Annotated in this window: 17 protein-coding genes and 1 pseudogene; 13 read left to right on the top strand and 5 right to left on the bottom strand. The window is 69.3% G+C overall.

The features are described from left to right. Nucleotides 1-9 precede the first annotated feature (9 nt). Together ACIDOF_RS02260 and ACIDOF_RS02255 are read left to right on the top strand one after the other, a co-directional pair. Nucleotides 10-1,011 carry an ATP-binding cassette domain-containing protein gene (locus ACIDOF_RS02260; protein ID WP_409003875.1) on the top strand — a complete coding sequence of 334 codons (1,002 nt, stop codon included), beginning with the start codon at nt 10-12 and terminating at the stop codon, nt 1,009-1,011. Nucleotides 1,012-1,016: 5 nt separating this feature from the next. Next, entirely contained in the window at nt 1,017-1,670 is a 654-nt protein-coding gene (locus tag ACIDOF_RS02255; RefSeq protein ID WP_409003874.1) for a DUF1707 domain-containing protein, read from the top strand. Nucleotides 1,671-1,695: 25 nt separating this feature from the next. Here the strand turns inward: ACIDOF_RS02255 and ACIDOF_RS02250 are convergent, their stop codons facing one another. Then, on the bottom strand, nt 1,696-3,009 hold the full coding sequence (locus ACIDOF_RS02250; RefSeq protein WP_409003873.1) for an SGNH/GDSL hydrolase family protein: 1,314 nt from the start codon (nt 3,007-3,009) through the stop codon (nt 1,696-1,698). A 397-nt stretch (nt 3,010-3,406) separates the two neighbouring features. On the opposite strand from ACIDOF_RS02250, the gene ACIDOF_RS02245 reads away from it, so the two are divergent. The 4 genes from ACIDOF_RS02245 (at nt 3,407) to ACIDOF_RS02230 (ending at nt 6,961) form a co-directional block, all read left to right on the top strand. After that, nucleotides 3,407-4,618 (top strand): DUF445 domain-containing protein, encoded by a 1,212-nt coding sequence (locus ACIDOF_RS02245; RefSeq protein WP_409004028.1) that lies wholly within the window; start codon nt 3,407-3,409, stop codon nt 4,616-4,618. Nucleotides 4,619-4,623: 5 nt separating this feature from the next. Next, complete coding sequence (locus ACIDOF_RS02240; protein WP_409003872.1) at nt 4,624-5,673, top strand: GlxA family transcriptional regulator; 1,050 nt, start codon at nt 4,624-4,626, stop codon at nt 5,671-5,673. A gap of 57 nt (nt 5,674-5,730) precedes the next feature. Then, a complete protein-coding gene (locus tag ACIDOF_RS02235; RefSeq protein WP_409003871.1) occupies nt 5,731-6,177 on the top strand; it encodes a hypothetical protein in 447 nt (148 codons plus the stop codon). A 244-nt stretch (nt 6,178-6,421) separates the two neighbouring features. Next, nucleotides 6,422-6,961, top strand: coding sequence for an N-acetyltransferase (locus ACIDOF_RS02230; RefSeq protein WP_409003870.1), 540 nt, complete (start codon nt 6,422-6,424; stop codon nt 6,959-6,961). Here ACIDOF_RS02230 and ACIDOF_RS02225 read toward each other — a convergent pair. Further along, nucleotides 6,958-8,028, bottom strand: a complete 1,071-nt coding sequence (locus ACIDOF_RS02225; RefSeq protein WP_409003869.1) for a hypothetical protein — start codon at nt 8,026-8,028, stop codon at nt 6,958-6,960. The genes ACIDOF_RS02230 and ACIDOF_RS02225 overlap by 4 nt on opposite strands. A gap of 17 nt (nt 8,029-8,045) precedes the next feature. Here ACIDOF_RS02225 and ACIDOF_RS02220 point away from each other — a divergent pair, with 17 nt between their 5' ends. Next, nucleotides 8,046-8,687 carry a hypothetical protein gene (locus tag ACIDOF_RS02220; protein WP_409003868.1) on the top strand — a complete coding sequence of 214 codons (642 nt, stop codon included), beginning with the start codon at nt 8,046-8,048 and terminating at the stop codon, nt 8,685-8,687. A gap of 104 nt (nt 8,688-8,791) precedes the next feature. Here ACIDOF_RS02220 and ACIDOF_RS02215 read toward each other — a convergent pair whose 3' ends face one another. The 3 genes and pseudogenes from ACIDOF_RS02215 to ACIDOF_RS02205 form a co-directional block, all read right to left on the bottom strand. After that, nucleotides 8,792-11,956, bottom strand: coding sequence for a DUF3427 domain-containing protein (locus ACIDOF_RS02215; protein ID WP_409003867.1), 3,165 nt, complete (start codon nt 11,954-11,956; stop codon nt 8,792-8,794). A gap of 174 nt (nt 11,957-12,130) precedes the next feature. Then, nucleotides 12,131-12,400, bottom strand: a pseudogene (locus ACIDOF_RS02210) (very short patch repair endonuclease); the annotation flags it as partial. 101 nt (nt 12,401-12,501) lie between these two features. Then, the gene (locus ACIDOF_RS02205) at nt 12,502-13,494 is read right to left on the bottom strand and encodes a hypothetical protein (protein WP_409003866.1); all 993 of its coding nucleotides are present in this window, start codon (nt 13,492-13,494) and stop codon (nt 12,502-12,504) included. A gap of 138 nt (nt 13,495-13,632) precedes the next feature. Here ACIDOF_RS02205 and ACIDOF_RS02200 point away from each other — a divergent pair, with 138 nt between their 5' ends. The 6 genes from ACIDOF_RS02200 (at nt 13,633) to ACIDOF_RS02175 (ending at nt 18,503) form a co-directional block, all read left to right on the top strand. Then, nucleotides 13,633-14,403: a class E sortase gene (locus tag ACIDOF_RS02200; RefSeq protein WP_409003865.1), complete on the top strand. Its 771-nt coding sequence runs from the start codon at nt 13,633-13,635 to the stop codon at nt 14,401-14,403. 25 nt (nt 14,404-14,428) lie between these two features. Continuing rightward, nucleotides 14,429-14,632, top strand: a complete 204-nt coding sequence (locus tag ACIDOF_RS02195) for a DUF3311 domain-containing protein (protein WP_409003864.1) — start codon at nt 14,429-14,431, stop codon at nt 14,630-14,632. 38 nt (nt 14,633-14,670) lie between these two features. Next, the gene (locus ACIDOF_RS02190; protein ID WP_409004027.1) at nt 14,671-16,176 is read left to right on the top strand and encodes a sodium:solute symporter; all 1,506 of its coding nucleotides are present in this window, start codon (nt 14,671-14,673) and stop codon (nt 16,174-16,176) included. 60 nt (nt 16,177-16,236) lie between these two features. Continuing rightward, nucleotides 16,237-16,551, top strand: coding sequence for a DUF6412 domain-containing protein (locus tag ACIDOF_RS02185; RefSeq protein WP_409003863.1), 315 nt, complete (start codon nt 16,237-16,239; stop codon nt 16,549-16,551). A gap of 116 nt (nt 16,552-16,667) precedes the next feature. Next, a complete protein-coding gene (locus ACIDOF_RS02180) occupies nt 16,668-17,438 on the top strand; it encodes a YidC/Oxa1 family membrane protein insertase (RefSeq protein WP_409003862.1) in 771 nt (256 codons plus the stop codon). A 207-nt stretch (nt 17,439-17,645) separates the two neighbouring features. Further along, entirely contained in the window at nt 17,646-18,503 is an 858-nt protein-coding gene (locus ACIDOF_RS02175) for a fumarylacetoacetate hydrolase family protein (RefSeq protein WP_409003861.1), read from the top strand. The last annotated feature ends 35 nt before the right edge of the window (nt 18,504-18,538 follow it).

The following is an 18,538-nucleotide window of genomic DNA, read 5'->3' as shown; positions in this document are numbered from 1 at the left end:
GCTGACCTGATGGGGGCTGAACTCGTGGGACCCACCGACGAGACCGACGACTTCATCGTGCTCGACGGCGTCGAGAAGGTCTTCGACGTACGCCGGAAGACCGGGTTCCTGCGCCGGGAGCGGCACGAGGTGCGGGCCGTGGACGGGATCTCGTTCCGGGTGCCGCGCGGCGAGATGGTCGGCTACATCGGGCCCAACGGCGCGGGCAAGTCGACCACCATCAAGATGCTCACCGGCATCCTCACGCCGAGCGGCGGCCGGATCAGGGTCGCGGGGCTCGAACCGGCCCGCGAGCGCACCCGCCTGGCCGGGCGGATCGGCGTCGTCTTCGGGCAGCGCACCACGCTGTGGTGGGACCTGCCGCTGATCGACTCGTACCGTCTGATGCACCGCATGTACCGCATCCCCGACGCCCGGTTCCACGCCAACCTCGACCGGTGCGTCCAACTCCTCGACCTGGGCGGCCTGTTGGACACACCGGTGCGGCAACTGTCGCTCGGGCAGCGGATGCGCGGCGACATCGCGGCGGCGCTGCTGCACGACCCGGAGGTGCTGTACCTGGACGAGCCGACCATCGGGCTCGACGTGATCTCCAAGGCGAAGGTGCGCGGCTTCCTGCGCGACCTGAACGCCGAGGCGGGCACGACCGTGCTGCTCACCACGCACGACCTCCAGGACATCGAGCAGCTCTGCAAACGCGTCATGGTCATCGACCACGGCCGCCTCATGTACGACGGGGACCTCGCCGGGCTGCACGGCGTCGGCGAGAGCGAGCGCACCCTCGTCGTGGACTTCGAGCGCGAGCTGCCCGAGGTCGCCGTGGCCGGGGCGCGCGTGGTGCGGGTCGAGGGGCCCCGGCAGTGGCTGGCCTTCCCGGCCTCGGCGTCGGCGGCGCCCCTCGTCACGGAGCTGGCGTCGTCGTACCCGGTCGTCGACCTGTCCGTCAGGGAACCCGACATCGAAGCCGTCATCGCCCGCATGTACGCGGACCGGTCGACAGCCCTAGGCTGATACGTATGACCGACGAGTTGCCGGAGCTGCGGGCTTCGGACGCGGACCGGGAGCGGGTGGCCGAGCGGCTGCGGGAGGCCGTCGCCGAGGGTCGGCTCGACATGGAGGAGTTCCAGGAACGCCTGGACGCCACCTACAAGGCGCGTACGTACGGCGAGTTGGAGCCCGTGACGCGGGATCTGCCCGCCGTGGCCGGCCCGGGTGCGGCGCCGGGGCACCCGGGGGCCACGGGAGCGTGGGCGGAGCGGATCGGCGGTGCGCCCACCTCGTCCGGCGGCGTCGCCGTCATGTCGGGCTTCTCGCGCAAGGGCGTGTGGACGGTGCCGCGCCGCTTCAACTGCTTCGCGTTCTGGGGCGGCGGCGAAGTCGACCTGCGCGAGGCCCGGTTCGAGGCTCCGGAGGTCGTCGTCAACGCGGTGGCGATCATGGGCGGGGTGGACGTGATCGTGCCGCCCGGCGTGGACGTGGTCGTGCGCGGCTGGGGCATCATGGGCGGCTTCGAGGAACGCCTCGGCGACGACCTGCCCGAGCCCGGCGCTCCCCGCGTGATCGTCACGGGCTTCGCGTTCTGGGGCGGGGTCGGCGTGAAGCGGAAGGTGACGCGGGCGGAGAAGCGGCGCCTCAAGGAGGAGCAGCGGCGCAAGGGGCTGGAGAAGTAGCCCCTGGGCGGGGCCCGCCCGGAACCTACAGCTCGGCCGGAACGGAACCCTTCAGCGCCGCCAGGTTCACCGCGTACGCCATCCGCTTGAAGCCCTCGTCGGACGGGTGCAGGTGGTCGCCCGAGTCGTACGGCTCGCGCAGCCGCTCCGGCGCGTACGGGTCGCGCACCGCGCGGTCGAAGTCCACCACCGCGTCGAAGACCCGGCCGGCCCGGATCTCGTCGTTGACCTGGCGGCGGACCTGGTCCAACTCCGGGGTGTAGCCGCGGTGTCCGCCGAACGGCATCAGCGTCGCCCCGACCACCCGCAGGCCGCGTGCGTGCGCCTGCCGGGTCAACTCCCGCAGCCCGTCGAGGACTTTGTCGGCGGAGGTCTGCTGCGGGTTGCGCAGGATGTCGTTGACGCCGAGGGCGATGACGACGGTCTTGACGCCGGTACGGGACAGCGCGTCGCGCTCGAAGCGGGAGAGGCCGCTCGGGTTGTCGGCGGGCCGGCCGAGGCCGTCGGAGAGGATGCGGTTGCCGCTGATGCCCTGGTTGAGGACGCTGTAGCGGGGCGCGCCCTGCTCCTCGCGCAGCCGGTCCGAAAGGACGTCCGTCCAGCGGGTGTTGGCGCCCATCGTGGCGCTCACGCCGTCCGTCAGGGAGTCGCCGAGCACGACCACCGCGCCCTCGGCCTCGCGGCTGAGCACGTCGACCGCGGCGAGGTAGCGCCAGTACGGGCTCTGCTGGGTGTACGCGTCGCCGGCCAGGTCCGAGACCCGGTCGCCGTCGGCCACGTAACTGATCTGCCGGGCGTGCGGGTGGTACGTCACCGGGCCCGACGGGGTGGGGGAGAAGGTCGTCACGAGCAGGTCGGCGTCGTGCGGCACGCGCAGCCTGACCGGGTCGGAGACGACCTGGCCGCCCGGCTCGACGACCACCGAGTGGTTGCCGCCGAAGGACAGGCGGCGCAGGGTTCCGGCAGCCGCGCTCGGGTTGTTGGGCGCGGCCGCCAGGGCTATGGAGGCGTGCGTGATGGACAGCGGCGTACGCCCGTACAGATTGGACAGCGTGATGCGGGCGCTGCTGCCGCCGACGCTGGTGTGCACGACGTTGCGGATGGAGCGGCCCGCGAAGCCCTCCTCGGTGCGCGGCTCGGCGGCCGCGGGCGAGCTGGACCAGGTGCCGACCCAGGTGCCGGAGGACGCGGGAGCGGCCGAACCCTGCGGGGTGCGCGGGCCCGCACGCAGGTCGTCGTCCCGGGCATCGCCGGACACACCCACGTATATGGCCGCGGAGATCAACACCACGACGGCCGCCAGGGCAGCCAGTAGGGCATAACCGTTACGCCTGGTCACGCGGCCTTTTTCTCCTCGGGCAGGGGAGCCCGGGGCTCCAGTTCGACAATCCCATTTTGCTGCATGGGCGGAAGGGCCGCGCACGGCACCCCCTCCGCCCGAACAAGACGCCGGGAACTCGCGGTTCGTTCCAGGAGTAGGTCACGTAGAGGCAACGTCGGGACAATGGGACGGGGAGTCGGGGGACTGTCGGATGGTGGAGCGGATGGAACGCGAGAAATCAGCGGAACACGAGAAACCGGAAGAAGCGGATGAACCTGTCGCCAGGGAGCATTCCCTGCTCAGTGGTGACTCATCCGGCACATCCCGGTCCGCCTCCGTGACCGACCACGCCGCCGCCCCCGCCGGCTTCACGTACAGCGCGGCCGACGAGGAGAAGTTCCGCGGCGTACGGCGCATGAAGGCCACCGCGACCGGCCTGCTGCTCCTCGTCGCCCTCGTCTACGTCCTCGCCAAGTGGGCGCAGAGCGCGGGCGCGGGCGGCTGGACCGGGTACGTGGCGGCGGCCGCCGAGGCCGGCATGGTCGGCGCGCTCGCCGACTGGTTCGCCGTGACCGCGCTGTTCCGCCGCCCCCTCGGCCTGCCCATCCCGCACACCGCGATCATCCCGACCAAGAAGGACCAGCTGGGCGTCTCCCTGGGCGAGTTCGTCGGCGAGAACTTCCTCTCCGAGGCCGTCGTGCGGCGCCGCCTGCGCGGGGTCGGCCTCGGCGCCCGGCTCGGCGCCTGGCTCGCCGAGCCCGAGCACGCCGACCGCGTCACCGCCGAGCTGTCCACCGCGCTGCGCGGCGCCCTCACGGTGCTGCGCGACTCCGACGTCCAGGCCGTCGTCGGCGAGGCCATCACCCGCCGTGCCGACGCCGTCGAGATCGCGCCGGGGCTCGGCAAGACCCTCGACAAGGTCGTCGCGGACGGCGGCCACCACCGCGTCGTCGACCTGGTCTGCGTCCGCGCCCACGACTGGCTGGTCGCGCACGCCGACTCCGTGATGGACGCGGTCGAGGGCGGCGCCCCCGGCTGGACGCCGCGGTTCGTCGACCGCAAGGTGGGCGAGCGGGTCTACCGGGAGCTGCTCCGCTTCGTCACCGAGATGCGGGACATGCCCGAGCACCCGGCCCGCGGCGCCATCGACCGCTTCCTCACCGACTTCGCCGTCGACCTGCAGTCCGACAGCGACACCCGCGCGCGCGTCGAGCGCCTCAAGAGCGAGGTCCTCGGCCGCGGCGAGGTCCAGGACGTCATCGCCTCCGCCTGGTCCTCCGTCCGCGCGATGATCGTCTCCGCCGCCGAGGACGAGCGCAGCGAGCTCCGCCTGCGGGTCCGCGCCGCCCTGCTCTCCCTCGGGCAGCGCCTGTCCACCGACCCGGAGCTGCAGCGCAAGGTCAACGCGTGGGTCGAGGACGCGGCGGTGTACGTGGTCACCACCTACCGCTCCGAGATCACCTCGCTCATCACGGAGACCGTGGCCGGCTGGGATGCCGAGCACACCTCGAAGAAGATCGAGGCCCACATCGGCCGTGACCTGCAGTTCATCCGCATCAACGGCACGGTGGTGGGCTCCCTGGCGGGGCTCGCGATCTACACGGTCTCGCGGATGTTCGGGGCGTAGCGCGCATGCCCTCCCCGTCTCCGTCACTGCCGCACCGGGTCGCCGTGCTCGTCCGGGACGGCGTGCTGCCGATGGAGCTCGGCCTGGTCCACCAGCTGTTCGGCGCGGCCCGCTCCGCCGCCGGCGAACCGCTCTACTCCGTCGTGACCTGCGCGCTCGCCCCCGGCATGATCCGTACGGACGCCGACTTCCCGATCCGCGCCGGGCACGGCCCCGAGGCCCTGGAGCAGGCCGACACGGTGCTGGTCCCGGCCTCCCACGAGGAGGACGAGTCGTACGCCGACGGCCTGCCGCCCGCGCTCGCCGCCGCCCTCGACCGGGTCCCGCCCGGCGCCCGGATCGCCTCGATCTGCACCGGCGCCTTCGTCCTCGCCGCCCACGGCCTCCTCGACGGCCGCCCCGCCACCACGCACTGGCTCTCCACGGACCACTTCGCCCGCACGTTCCCCGCGGTCCGGGTGGAGCCGGAGGTGCTGTACGTGGACGGGGGCGGGGACGCCGACGGGCGCCGGGTCCTCACCTCGGCCGGGGAGGCCGCGGGCATCGACCTGTGCCTGCACCTGATCCGCTGCGACTTCGGCGCGGCCGTCGCCGCCGACGTGGCCCGCCGCACGGTCGTACCGCCGCACCGCGAGGGCGGCCAGGCGCAGTACATCCCCCGACCCGTCGCGGTGCCCGGCGGCTCGTCCACGTCCGCGGCCCGCGCCTGGGCCCTGGACCGGCTCGAACAGCCCCTCACGCTGCGGGAGTTGGCGGACCGCGAGGCGATGAGCGTACGCACGTTCAGCCGCCGCTTCCGCGAGGAGTCCGGCCTCACGCCGATGCAGTGGCTCGCGCAGCAACGCCTCGCGCGGGCCCGGGAGTTGCTGGAGGAGACCGACCACACGGTGGACCGCGTCGCCGCCGAGTCCGGCTTCGGCACGGCCGCGTCCCTGCGCCAGCACTTCCAGACGGCCCTGGGGGTCTCGCCCCGGGCCTATCGGGTCACTTTTCGGGGGCCGGGATCGGGGCCGGGGTCGGGGCCGGGGCGGCCGCCGGCGCCGGGGGCTGAGTAGCGGATTTGAGTACGCGTACTCAGTGGCGGGACCCGTACCCCGCCGCACCCTGGACGTATGACGACGAACGCACTGAGCCCGCTCTCCCTGCGCCCGCTGCCCGAACGGGGGCTGCTGCGGGTGACCGGGGCGGGGCTGGCGGCGGGCGCGTACCTCCTCTGCCTGCCCTGGGACCTGCGCAACCGCGCCGCGACACCGGGCGCGCTGCAGGAGACAACTCCGGTGACCGGTACGGGAGTTGCGGTGCTCGCCGCCGTACTCCTGTTCCTCGGCGCCTGCCTGGGCGCGCAGGACCGCCTGGCCTGGACGGTGCCGCTGATCGCGGGGCCGCCGGTGGTGCTGTTGTACGCGTCCCTGTCGACCCATGAGGCGGCGGACGCCTCGCCGTGGCCGCTCGCGTGGGCGTTCTTCGCGGCGCTGATCACGGCGGGCGTGACGGCGGCGGCGCTTGCGGGGCGGGCGGCGGCGCGCAGGCGCGCGGGGCGCGACACGCCCGGGAACTGAAGCCAGTGGAGCCCCGTCCGGGGACGTTCGAGACTGTGTGCGGCAGTGACGCGTGAAGTGCTGATCTCGTCCCCATCTCCCTTTTCCACAGGGCCAGTTGAAGATCAAGAAGCTACGTCCCGTACCCCCACAAGCCACCCCGCAACCTCACACACAACGGAAACAACCTAGATTGGGACACAGCGGAACCGCCGCCACCGCAGCCCCGGTCGGCGGCCACCGAAGAGCAGTGGGAGACGCACGCGTGATCTGTTACGGAGCGACCGTCCTCGACCTCGCGGAAGACCTGGTGGACGCCTACGCCGAGGTGTTCTCCGCGCCCCCGTGGAACGAGGATGAGGAAACCATTCAGCGATTCCACTACCGCCTCCGCGGCGACACGGAACGCCCCGGCTTCCGGGCCGTGCTCTCCCAGTCCCGCACCGGCATCGACGGCTTCGCCATCGCCTGGCTGACCCCGCGCACCCTGCCGGACACCCCCACCTACGCGAAGGTCGTCTCCCAGCTCGGCGAGGCGCGCGTCGAGGAACTCCTCGTCGGCGCACTGGAGTTGGACGAACTCGCCGTCCGCCGCCACGCCCGCCCCCAGGGCCTCGGCCGCACCCTCCTCTCCGAACTCACCGCCGACGCCCCCGAAGGCCGAGCCTGGGTCCCCATGTCCCGCCACGCGAAGAACGCGGTCGCGAGCTACCGGCGCCTGGGCTGGCGGGAAGCGGAGCCGCTGCCGGGGGCGGGGAACGAGGTGCTGGTGTTTCTTTCGCCTGGGCATCCGGCTGCGGCTTAGGCGGGCAGAGGTGTTCCAGACTCTCGCTGCGGGCAGTCGCTGCACGGTACTGGGGTGCCTTGTGTCCCTGGTTGGCCCGGAGGCGGGGGAAGTTCAGTAAACCCACCGGATCCGTTGCGATAGATGATCCCTACGTTGTGCTCCGCCAGGAGCTCCAGGGTGTCTTCATCCGGAAGCCCAGGTAGCAGAAGCATGCGTCGCAGCGGCGATCCTGGTGTTGTGGGGAAATAGCGACTGAAGTCGAGCAGTTGCATGAGGGCTTCACGCAGTACGTCGCGTGTGGTGCTACCCGACGGCTCGTACAGAGTGTTGTTGGTTCGATTGAGGATGCCGCTCACCAAGGTGTCCGTCATGCCCTTGATGCGCACCTGGGCGAAGCCGACATCCTGGCCCTCTTCAATGAGCTGGGTTTCCCACTCATCGCGCAACTCCTCGCGCTGCAGGGCCACATTGGTAGCGGGAGACGGAGCCCTACCGCTCTTCTGAATCCTGCGCCGGAGGATCTCAAGTCGCTTTGTAGCGTGCCCCTTGACGAACTCGAACTTGGTCTGCGTCGCCGGCGGCATGAAGTCCGAGGGGTGCCTGTAGACGTCTCCAACAGGCCTAAGTCTGAAGACGATCACCCTGCGTGGTTTGAGGTCTGAACCGACCCCGGGCCGCTCGTAGTAGGGGCGCTTGTCGTCCACCTTGAACCGGCCGACGTAGCGATGGACCTTGGTCCCACTCCCGGGCACTTTGCCAACGGCGATGAACAGATGGAGGGAACGGTTCTGCTCCGCGTGATAGAGGATCGCCGCGTTGCCTTGGCCTGTGCGACCTTCGAAGGACTGGTCGCCCTGAGTGCCTGCCCCGGTGTACTCGAAGATGGGGCCGAGAGCGTCCTGCTCCTGAAGCCACCCATCGTGGTATCCGTACTGGTCGCCGACGTTGGTATCCGAGTACAGCGAGATGGTTGGCGTCGTGGTCGACGGACAGATGCCGCCCTGTGAGCCGCCACCCAGCTCGGCGCGGATGCCCTCACGCGTGAGCTCATCTCCAGGCTTGAACGTTGGTATGTCAGCGATCATGTATCGAGGCTAATCAGATGGTGCAGTCGAACACCTCGTTCGACAGGCTGACTTGGAATCTTGGCGCAAACAGATGCGCTCGGGGTGGGGAGAGTATGGACGCTTGGGTGACTTTGCTCGGTTCTGGCGTCAGTGCGGCAGTTGCTGGCGGAGCCTTGTCGTTCTTGGGGGCGGCCCGGGGTGGAGCTAAGGCAGTTGAGGCGGCTAGAACTCAAGTCACCGGCAACGCGGCTGCAGAACACTTTCAGTGGGTCCGAGGACAGAGGCAGCAGCACTACGCGAAGCTGGTCGAAGCTCACATCGCGCTGGAGTCCTCGCTGACGAAAGCAGCCCCTCTGATCAGAGTCGGCGAGGACCTCTCGGTAGAGATGCGTGAAGAGCTTGCTGAGCGGTTCCTGGCAGTGGAGGCAACGACGAGTCAACTCGCTCTATGGGGCACGGCTGAGGTAATGCAACAGGCTCAGGTCCTGGCCGAACGGACCATACGCGCTGCTGAGTTGCTGATGGCAGCCCAGGGAGCAGCGTCTGACCCCAGCGGTGAAGTTGCTCAGCGATGGGAACAGTGGATACGCGCTAAGGACGAGGTATCGCTGCTGAAGGCCCGCTTTCTTGACAGGGCCGGGGCTGTCATCCGAGATCCCAACCAGCCGGTCAACTGAGGTCGTCGTCGGGCCACGGTCATGGCGGTTGGTGTGCCATGACCGTGGATAACGATCTGCGCTAATGGCTGGCTATCGAGGGCGTTTGGGGGGGGGATTGGGTGCTAGCTCGCTGCGATGGCGGAGTACAGCCAAACGTCCGCGGGGATTTCATGCTTCAGCTCCCAGGTAATGGCCATCGGCTTGCTCCCCTTGTGCTCTACATACGTCGCAGGGCCGAGGAGCATCCACGGCTGCGGGCCGCCGATATCAGTGCTCTTGTACCGGCGGATGAAGAGTAGGACATGGCTGCCGTTGGCTGCGTGGTTCTGGTAGCGCTGCCCGGTAACTGAGGACTCGGAGGTCTGGTTCTGTGACTCCCAGTGGAATCGTTTCGGGGTCAGTGCGTAGTCGTGGTAGCGGGTTTGCGGGGAGAAGTCCTTCTCGTTCTTCTCTCGGGTGATCAAGAGTGCATCGGTATTGACTGACTCGCACCACTTGACGCCCTCGCGGAAGTCACCAGGCATGAAACCGCCAATGTACGACTGGCTGAGTGCTGGGAGGATCTCCTCGCGGCTGTACGACGCATGAACGGTGAGCGGCACGCCTGCGTGATCCCCGAGCAGTGGCACCGGGACATGCTCGGTGCGGTCGAGGTTGTACTTGAGTACCTGACGGATTTCGCTGCGTACGGCGTGCTGATTGCGTAGCGTCGCGAAGCCGGCGTCATACGATGCGAAGCCCTTACGGGTCACGCCGCCCAGTGGCCAGAGTTGGAAGAAGAGCATCCTGGCGTAGGCCTGACCCTGCTCATCGAGGTCGTCATAAGGCGGGGCGTCGTCTTCGAGGAGCCTGGTGTACGCCGCGACACGAAGCGGATCGTCGACGTGGAGGAACGCGGGTACCCGCTTGAGGAGGGCGGATTCACCTTCAGGGGCTTCGTTCCTGAGGAGGCCGCACCGACGCAGTAGACCAGTCCAGGAGTTTCCGTTGCCGCGGTACAGCTCCTTGAGTTCCCTGCCGCTTTCTTCCAGATAGCGGCCCAGCTTTACCTCTCCGTATTCGCCAACCTCGCGAGCGAGGGCGGTTACGTTGACTCCGATCTGAGCCTTGATGTTCTCGATGATGGTGTGCTTCGCCTTCTCCTCGAGAAGGATTTGGCAGCCAGCCGGGAGCTGAGGGAAACCTGCCGCCATATGATCGATGAGGCGCTTTCGCGTCAGATTCGTGAGGGCCCGGAACTGACTCTCGAAGCGGAACTCTTTTCGATGCTGTCCGATGAAATCGAGAACTGTGAGGACGGCTTTGTCCGGGGTGCGGCGCAGGCCGCGACCGAGCTGCTGCAGGAATACCGTTGCGCTCGATGTGGGGCGGAGCAACAGCAGCGTGTCCACGTCAGGGATGTCCAAGCCCTCGTTGAAGAGGTCCACCGAGAAGATGACTTGTAGATCACCGGTCTTGAGGTCGTCCAAGGCCCGCTTGCGCTGGTCCGCAGGTGTCTCACCAGACAGTGCGATGGCGTTGAGTCCGGCGGAGCGGAAGAAGTCAGCCATGAAGTGAGCGTGTGCAACGGATACGCAGAACCCCAGAGCTCGCATGGAACCGGGGTCTGCAACCTTTTCTTCGACCTTCTTCACGATGAGTCGGGCACGGGCAGTGTTTCCCGTCAGTACGTTGCTGAGCTCCGCCTCGTCATACTGGCCGCGCTTCCAAGTTACCGTACTCAGGTCGGTGTTGTCGCTGATTCCGAAGTAGTGGAAAGGGGTGAGGAGGTCGTTCTCGAGCGCTTCCCACAGTCGCATCTCGGCTGCGATGCGCCCCTCGAAGAACTCGTCTTGGATGTTCTTGCCGTCCGCACGCTCAGGTGTCGCGGTGAGTCCCAGCAACTCCGCAGGCTTGAAGTGCTCCACGACCTTGCGATAGGTCGGCGCTGTGCCGTGGTGAAACTCGTCGATCACGATCACGTCGAAGTGATCGGGGGACAGCTGGTCGAGGGTGCGTGCACTGAGGGACTGCACGCTGGCGAAGACGTGGTTCCAGCGGTGCGGGATCTCTCCGCTGTGTAGTTGCTCTCCGAAGTTCCCGTCGACTAGCACATCTTGGTACGTGCGCATCGACTGTTCGAGGATCTCTCTACGGTGCGCAATAAAGAGCAGTCGCAGGTCGCGGCCGTGCTTCTTACGTAGCTGTTTGTAGTCGAGTGCGGCCATGACCGTCTTGCCTGTCCCCGTGGCAGCCACCATGAGATTTCGGTGCCGATCGTGGATCTCCCGCTCAACTTCGAGGCGTTCGAGCATGTCCCGCTGATGTGGGTAAGGGCGCACCTCGAGGCCGGAGAGAGTGATCCTGCGTGTCCCCTCGGGCTTCGTTGACGTGCCGCCTGCGATGCGGAGTGCCTCATCGAGCCGGGTGCCGTCGGCGTCGGGGTCATAGGCCTCGAACGTCAGGTCATCCCAGTAGGCATCAAACGTGGCCTCAAACTTGCGTATGACATCGGGAGTGGAAACCGAGGAGACTCGCACGTTCCACTCGAGGCCATCAAGCAGAGCCGCCTTGGAGAGGTTTGAGCTTCCGACGTATGCGGTGTCGAAGCCACTGTTGCGTCGAAACAGCCAGGCTTTCGCGTGAAGGCGTGTGGATCGGGTCTCGTAGTTGACCTTTACCTCGGCACCAAATTCTCGGACAAGGCGGTCGAGCGCGAATCGATCCGTGGCGCCGATATATGTCGTTGTGATGACTCGGATCGGCACTCCGCGCTGCTTCGCATCGAGAAGTGCATCTTCGAGTACGCGAATGCCATACCACTTCACGAAGGCACAGAGCAGGTCGATGCGGTCCGCGGTCGCCAGTTCTGCGCGTAGCTCAGAGCCCAGGCTTGGATCGTCGGGGGAGTTGGTGATGAGCGCCGTCTCGGAAAGGGGTGTTGCTGGACGGATCGCATACACCCCCGGAGCTTCCTGTTCCGCCAGGGCCAGCAACTGGCGGGGGCCGTCCGCGATGAGGCCGCCCGCGGCATCCACATCGAGGTCCGGTGCGGCGGCGGCCAATGACTCCATGATGGCGTTCGCCGCTTCTAGGCGCTTGTCATGCGGGAGTTGAAGAAGCCTGCGCTGTGCTGCTTCTGCGATGTGTCGCGCCAGCACATGCGGTGATGACTCCGAGCTGACCTCCCCCTCGATGGCCTTCCAGCCGGCAGCTTCAAGCTGTGTCATCTGGCTCTGCAAGCTGTGGGTAACCAGCTTTTCGTAGACACCTGCGACCGGCTGAGTCGCGTCCCCCGTATCCACCACATCTGCTCCCTCGTCCCAGGAATCGTCACGCCAAGTTCTAACAGGCGTGACCGACAACGCTGGGGGCCGAGGTAGGCGGATGCCTGTTCCCTCCGCACCGCAGATGGAAGGACCGGGCCTATCTGGCTAGATCTTGATGAGTTGGGGCTGGATTTCACGGATCGGGCGGCCTGATGTACTCCACGGCTCCCGGGCACGCGAAAGGTCGAGTTTGCTCCGCCACCACGAGGCATTCGCCTTCGGCTGGGTTGCGTGCTCGGGGCAGCCGTGCCAGAAGCATCCGTCCAGGAAAACCGCGATCTTGGCCGGGCCGAAGACGATGTCGATTGTTCGGCGCGGCATCCCGGGCACGGGCACGTTGACGCGATAGCGGAGCCCCGCGGATTGCAGGAGACGGCGGACCGCGATCTCCGGCGCTGTGTCGCGCGAGCTCTGCCTGCTCATCCGGGCAGAGACGGAGGACGAGGACGGTACGGCTTCAGCCACGGTGGCATTGTGCCGGCGTGCGTGGGATTGCGGGCAGGGCGCACTCCATCGGTGATCGCTCAGACGGTGCCGGAGCCATGACACCCCAAATAAGCCACCCCCGCCCCACACCAACAATCCCCCCTGGGCGGCCACTCCACAGCCCGCCCCCGTGCCGCCAGTGTCGTCGCGTACTGCGGGAGCAAAGAGACGTCCTCCGGGGAGGATGCCTCGGACGCCGCGAAGGCCTCGTAGGACGGGACCGTGGCTGTGACGATGCCCAAGTTCGGTGTGCCGGAGGCGGAGAGTTCGCGGAGGGCGGACTCTATGGCGGCGAGGTGCTCCTCGTGGGAGGGGTACTCGGCGGCCAACGACGGGTACGCCGCGACGAGTTCGGTCAGTTCCGTGCTCGGCCAGTGCAGGACCGCGACCGGGAAGGGCCGGGAGAGGGCCTGGCGGTACGTGCCGAGTTCGGCGCGCAGGCGGGCGATCTCGGCGCGGAGTTCGGCGGGGTCCTCGGAGCCGAGGGACCAGATGCGCTTCGGGTCGTGCAGTTCGTCGAGCGGGACCGTGGCCGTGCTGGACTCGTCGGCCCTGATGTCCCACGTGTCGTGGTCGAGGGCGAGGAGCCGGCGGACGCGGTGGCGGCCGAGGAGGAGGGGGACCGCGTCCTGCGGGGTCGGGCCCGTGGATGCGATCAGCAGGGTCACGGCCTCGGTGAACACCTCGTGCGCAAGCTGGAGTTCGTCGTGCGACTCCAGGGCCTCGGCGGCGATCACCCAGGGGTCCGGGTAGCGCGGCGCGGTGATGCGGATGCCGTCGATGATCGCGCGGGCCTCCGCCTCGTGGCCGTACTCCCAGAGGTTGGCGGCCTTCAGGGCGCGGACCAGGGCCGGCTGCTTGGCGGTACGGGCGAGCAGGTCGTCGTAGAGGGTCGTGGCGCGGTCGCGGGCGCCGGAGAGCTCCAGGTGCGCGGCGGCGTGCAGGAGCAGTTGTTCGGCGTCCTCGGGGTACTGCGCCGCAGTACGCAGCAGGCGTTCGGCTTCGGCGGTGTGATCCGTTTCGGGGCGCATGGGGGACACCGTACTGCCGTGGTCGGGGATCGGTGCAGGTCCGTTTCGGTTCCGTCCGTGGCGGTGGATGCGCCGCCGTGGCTCTGGTGAGTTCCGGTCGTACGGCTTATCCTCCGGCCCTCCGAGTGGGGAGGCGCCGTGCGGGAGCGGGTTCCGGTGGTCGTGCAGGGAGCGCACCGCACGCGGCGGTCGACGCTCGCGCGGGTCGCCTGGTGCGGCGGCGAGGTCGCCGTGACCGTCGGGCTCGTCCTGCTGCTGCTCGTCGTGCACCAGCTGTGGTGGACCAACCGGCAGGCCCGGGACGGGGCGGAGCGGAAGGTGGAGGCCCTGGAGCGGGAGTGGGGGGCTCAGCCGTCTCCGGAGAACGCCGCGGACCCGGAACCGGAACCGGAGCCCACGGCCTCCGCGTCCACCTCCGCACCCCGAGCCGCCGAGAGGAACCCCACCCCACCCCGCTGGGACCAGGCCTACGCCGTCCTCTCCATCCCGAAGCTCGGCGTCCGCGTCCCCGTCGCGGAGGGCGTCGGCAAGTCCGGGGTGCTGGACAAGGGGTACGTGGGCCACTACCCGCGCACCGCGCAGCCCGGCCGGGCCGGGAACTTCGCCGTGGCCGGGCACCGCAACACGCACGGCGAGCCCTTCCGGTACGTCAACCGCCTCCGCCGCGGCGACCGCCTGGAGGTGCGGACGCGGGACGCGGCGTACACGTACGAGGTGGACCGGACGCTTCCGCAGACGCTGCCGGGGGACGGCGGCGTCATCGACCCGGTGCCGCGCAGCGCGGTGCGGGCGGGGGCCGGGTACGCGGAGCGCGGGTACTACATCACGCTGACCACCTGTACGCCGGAGTTCAGCTCCAAGTACCGGCTCGTGGTGTGGGGGAAGCTCACGTCCGTGCAAGCCCGGTGAACGCCCGCGGCTAGGCTCGCTGTCCGTGATCAGACGCCGCCCCCACCTGCTCTGGCTCCTCGTGCCGTTCGTGCTCTACATCGGTGCGCTGCCGTTCGTGAACCGCGTCGAGCCCGTCGTGCTCGGACTGCCGTTCTTCTTCGCCTGGCTGCTCGCCGCGACCGTGCTCACGCCGTGCGCCGCGTATCTGGCCTGGCGCGGTGACCGGAAGGCGAGGGCCGGGCAGTGAGCGCCGCCACCGTCGCCACCACCATCTTCGCCGCGTTCATGCTGCTCACCGTCGCCCTCGGTCTGCTCGCGGTGCGCGGGCGCGGCGGGCAGGGCGGGCTCGCCGAGTGGTCCGTGGGCGGGCGCAGCCTCGGGGCGGTGTTCATCTGGGTCCTGATGGCCGGCGAGAGCTACACCAGCTTCAGCTACCTCGGCGCGGCCGGCTGGGGCTACAACTTCGGCGCGCCCGTCCTGTACGTCGTCGCGTACATGTCCTGCGGCTACGCCGTCGGCTACCTCGTCGGCCCGATGCTGTGGGCGTACGCGCGCCGGCACGGGCTGGTCGGGATCACCGACATGATCGCCCACCGGTACGGCAGGCCCTGGCTCGGCGCGGTCGTCGCCGTGCTCGCGACGGTGTTCCTGCTGCCGTACATCCAGCTGCAGATCACCGGCATGGGCGTCGTGGTCACCACCATCTCGTACGGCTCCATCAGCCTGAACTGGGCCTATTTCCTCGCCTTCCTCGTCACCACCGGCTTCGTCGTGGTCAGCGGGCTGCGCGGCAGCGCCTGGGTGTCGGTGCTCAAGGACCTGCTCGTGATCGCGACCCTCGGCTTCCTCGCGGTCTACGTGCCGCTGCACTACTTCGACGGGTACGGGGACTTCCTCGACCGGATCGTCGCCGAGAAGCAGGACTGGCTGACCCTGCCCGGCGCCGGCGACAGCGGCTACGACACGGCCTGGTTCGCGACGACCTCGCTGCTCAACGCCCTCACCGTGGTGATCTTCCCGACGACCGTGGCCGGCTACCTCGGCGCCCGGAACGCCGACGCCCTGCGCCGCAACGCCATCTGGCTGCCCGCGTACAACGTGCTCCTCTTCGTGCCGATGCTGCTCGGCATGGCCGCGCTGTTCGTCGTGCCGGGGCTGACCGGGGCGGACTCCAACCTGGCGCTGTTCAAGCTGGTCACCGACTCGCTCCCGGCCTGGGCGGTGGGCGTCATCGGGGTCGCCGCCGCGCTCTCGTCGATCGTGCCGATGGCGGTGTTCATGCTGGTCATCGGCACGATGTGGGGCCGCAGCGTGCTGTCCCTCGTACCGCGTCTGCACAGCCAGTCCCGGCAGAAGGCGGCCTCGCAGACGGTCGTCGTGCTCGCGGGCACGCTCGCCCTGATCCTCACGTACGCGGCCCCGAACACCCTCGTACGGCTGTCGCTCATCTCGTACGAGGGGATGGCGCAGCTTCTGCCGATGCTGCTGCTCGGCCTGGTGTGGCGGCGGCTCAGCCTGGCCGGGGCGGTGAGCGGGCTCGCCGTCGGCGTCGCGGGCGTCTGCGCGCTGGTGTTCACCGGCAACGACCCGGTGTTCGGCGTGAACGCGGGGATCGTCGCCCTGGCCCTGAACCTCGCCGTGGCCCTCGCCGTGACCTGGGCCCGGCCCGCGGACGCCGACCCGCGGCCGGACGCGGAGGTGCTGGCCGCTGACCCGGGCCCGGCGGCGCCGGAGGCGGATGACGTGAACGTCACGTCCGGAGCGGGAACTTCCGCGGCTCGTTCCGCGTGATGATGGGTAGCGGCCGGGACACCGGCGACGGACGACCAGGTAGGTGAGAGGAGGCACCGGATGCGCATGACCGACGGCTTCAAGGCCCTGCGGCCCGCCGGCGCGCTCCTCGTCCTCCTCGTGCAGGTGCTGCTGATCGACAACGGCAGCCTCTCCGCCGCCGTCGCCCTCGCCGCCACCGCCGCGGCCGGCTCCGCGCTCGCCGTGTGCTCGGTCCTCTCGGCCCGCGTCGCGCCGACGGTGGCCCCCGCCCGGGTCCGTACGGCGATCAGGGACCGGGAGCAGAGAACCGCGTTCCTGCCGCAGCGCGACCCCGACGCCTCCGGGCGCACCCGCCCCCGAGCCCCGGGACACCTCGTCCCGACGGCCGCGTAGGGGAACGCTCCCGGGGAACCGCCCCGAGACCTTCCGCACCTCAGCTCCCCCTCGCGGGCCGTCCTGCCGACCACCCCTGTTCCGGCACGACGAGACCCCCGGAGGGCTCCTCACCCATGTCCGACTTCTTCCGCGCGTTCGCCGACCTGGTCGCGCGCCTCGCCGACGTACTCCAGCCGCTGTTCCACGCCTCCGCGACGGCCGCGGCGATCGTCCTGTTCACCATGGCCGTACGCCTGGCCGTCCACCCCCTGTCGCGGGCCGCCGCGCGCGGGCAGAAGGCGCGGGCCCGGCTCCAGCCGCAGGTGGCCGAGCTGCGCCGGAAGCACGCCAAGAACCCGGAGCGGATGCAGAAGGCGATCATGGAGCTGCACAAGAAGGAGCAGGTGTCGCCGCTCTCCGGCTGCCTGCCGAGCCTTCTGCAACTGCCCGCGTTCTTCCTGATGTACCACCTGTTCTCCACCGGCGAGCTCGGCGGCGAGCCCAACGCGCTGCTCGGCCACAGCCTGCTCGCCGCGCCCCTCGACGGCCGCTGGCACGACGCGCTCGCGGACGGCGGCGCCTTCGGCCCCGCGGGCCTCGTCTACGTCGCGCTGTTCGCGCTCGTCGCGGCCGTGGCGACCTTCAACTACCGGCGTACGAAGCGGCAGATGGCCGACAACCCGCTGCCCGCGCCGGGCGGCGAGGAGGGGCAGAACGTGCCCGGCATGGGCGCGATGCTGAAGTTCATGCCGCTCATGTCGTTCATGACCCTGGTGACGGTGGCGGTCGTCCCGCTCGCCGCCGCGCTGTACGTGGTCACGTCCACGACCTGGAGCGCGGTCGAGCGGGCCTGGCTGTACCGGGACGCGCCGGGCGGGGCGGGAGCGGTCGCGCCGGCGGTGTAGCCCCCGGTGCAGCCCCCCGGTGTAGCCCCCGGCGTGTGCCGCCTTCCGCCGACGGACTGTCCTCTCAGCGTGGTTACCAGTCCGTCATGTGAACGCGGTATTGCGGACTGGACGGGGAACTTGGAGGATCGGCCAAGTCTCCGATGGCCGCACCCCATCGGCGCCGCCCGCCTACCGGACCACGAAGTGGACCAGGGGAGTGTGAAGATGAAGCTGCTGCGAGTCGGAACGGTCGGCGCGGAGCGCCCGGCGCTGCTCGACGAGGGCGGCGTCCTGCGTGACCTGTCCGGCCTCGTCACGGATGTGGACGGCGCCCTGCTCGCCGACGACGCGGCCCTCGCCCGGGTCCGGGACGCGGCCGCCGCCGGTACGCTGCCCGCGCTCGACACGGAGGGACTGCGCATCGGCCCGCCGCTCGGCCGGATCGGCAAGGTCGTCTGCATCGGCCTGAACTACCACGACCACGCGCGCGAGACCGGCGCCGCGATCCCCGAGGAGCCGATCGTCTTCTTCAAGGCGGCGGACACGGTGGTCGGCCCGAACGACACGGTGCTCGTACCGCGCAAGTCGGAGAAGACGGACTGGGAGGTCGAGCTCGCCGTCGTCATCGGCCGCACCGCGCGGTACGTCGACACCGCCGAGGAGGCCCTCACACACGTCGCCGGGTACGCGGTGGCGAACGACGTGTCCGAGCGCGAGTTCCAGATCGAGCGCGGCGGCACGTGGGACAAGGGCAAGAACTGCGAGACGTTCAACCCGCTCGGCCCGTGGCTGGTCACCGCCGACGAGGTGCCCGACCCGCAGGCGCTCTCCCTGAAGCTGTGGGTCAACGGCGAGCTGAAGCAGGACGGCACGACGGCCGAGCAGATCTTCCCGGTGGGCGAAGTGGTGCGGTACGTCAGCCAGTTCATGACCCTGTACCCCGGCGACGTGATCAACACGGGCACGCCGGCCGGCGTCGCGATGGGCGCCCCGGAGCCCAAGCCGTATCTGCGGTCCGGGGACGTCGTCGAGCTGGAGATCGCCGGACTCGGCCGCCAGCGCCAGGAGTTCGCCGACGCGTGACCGGTGCCGCAGCAGGTCGTACTGAGACGCCCCCG

The organism is Streptomyces sp. Da 82-17 (assembly GCF_046098215.1).
GTDB lineage: Bacteria > Actinomycetota > Actinomycetes > Streptomycetales > Streptomycetaceae > Streptomyces.
The sequence above is the reverse complement of the archived record's forward strand: the minus strand, read 5'-3'. Positions and strand labels throughout refer to the sequence as shown.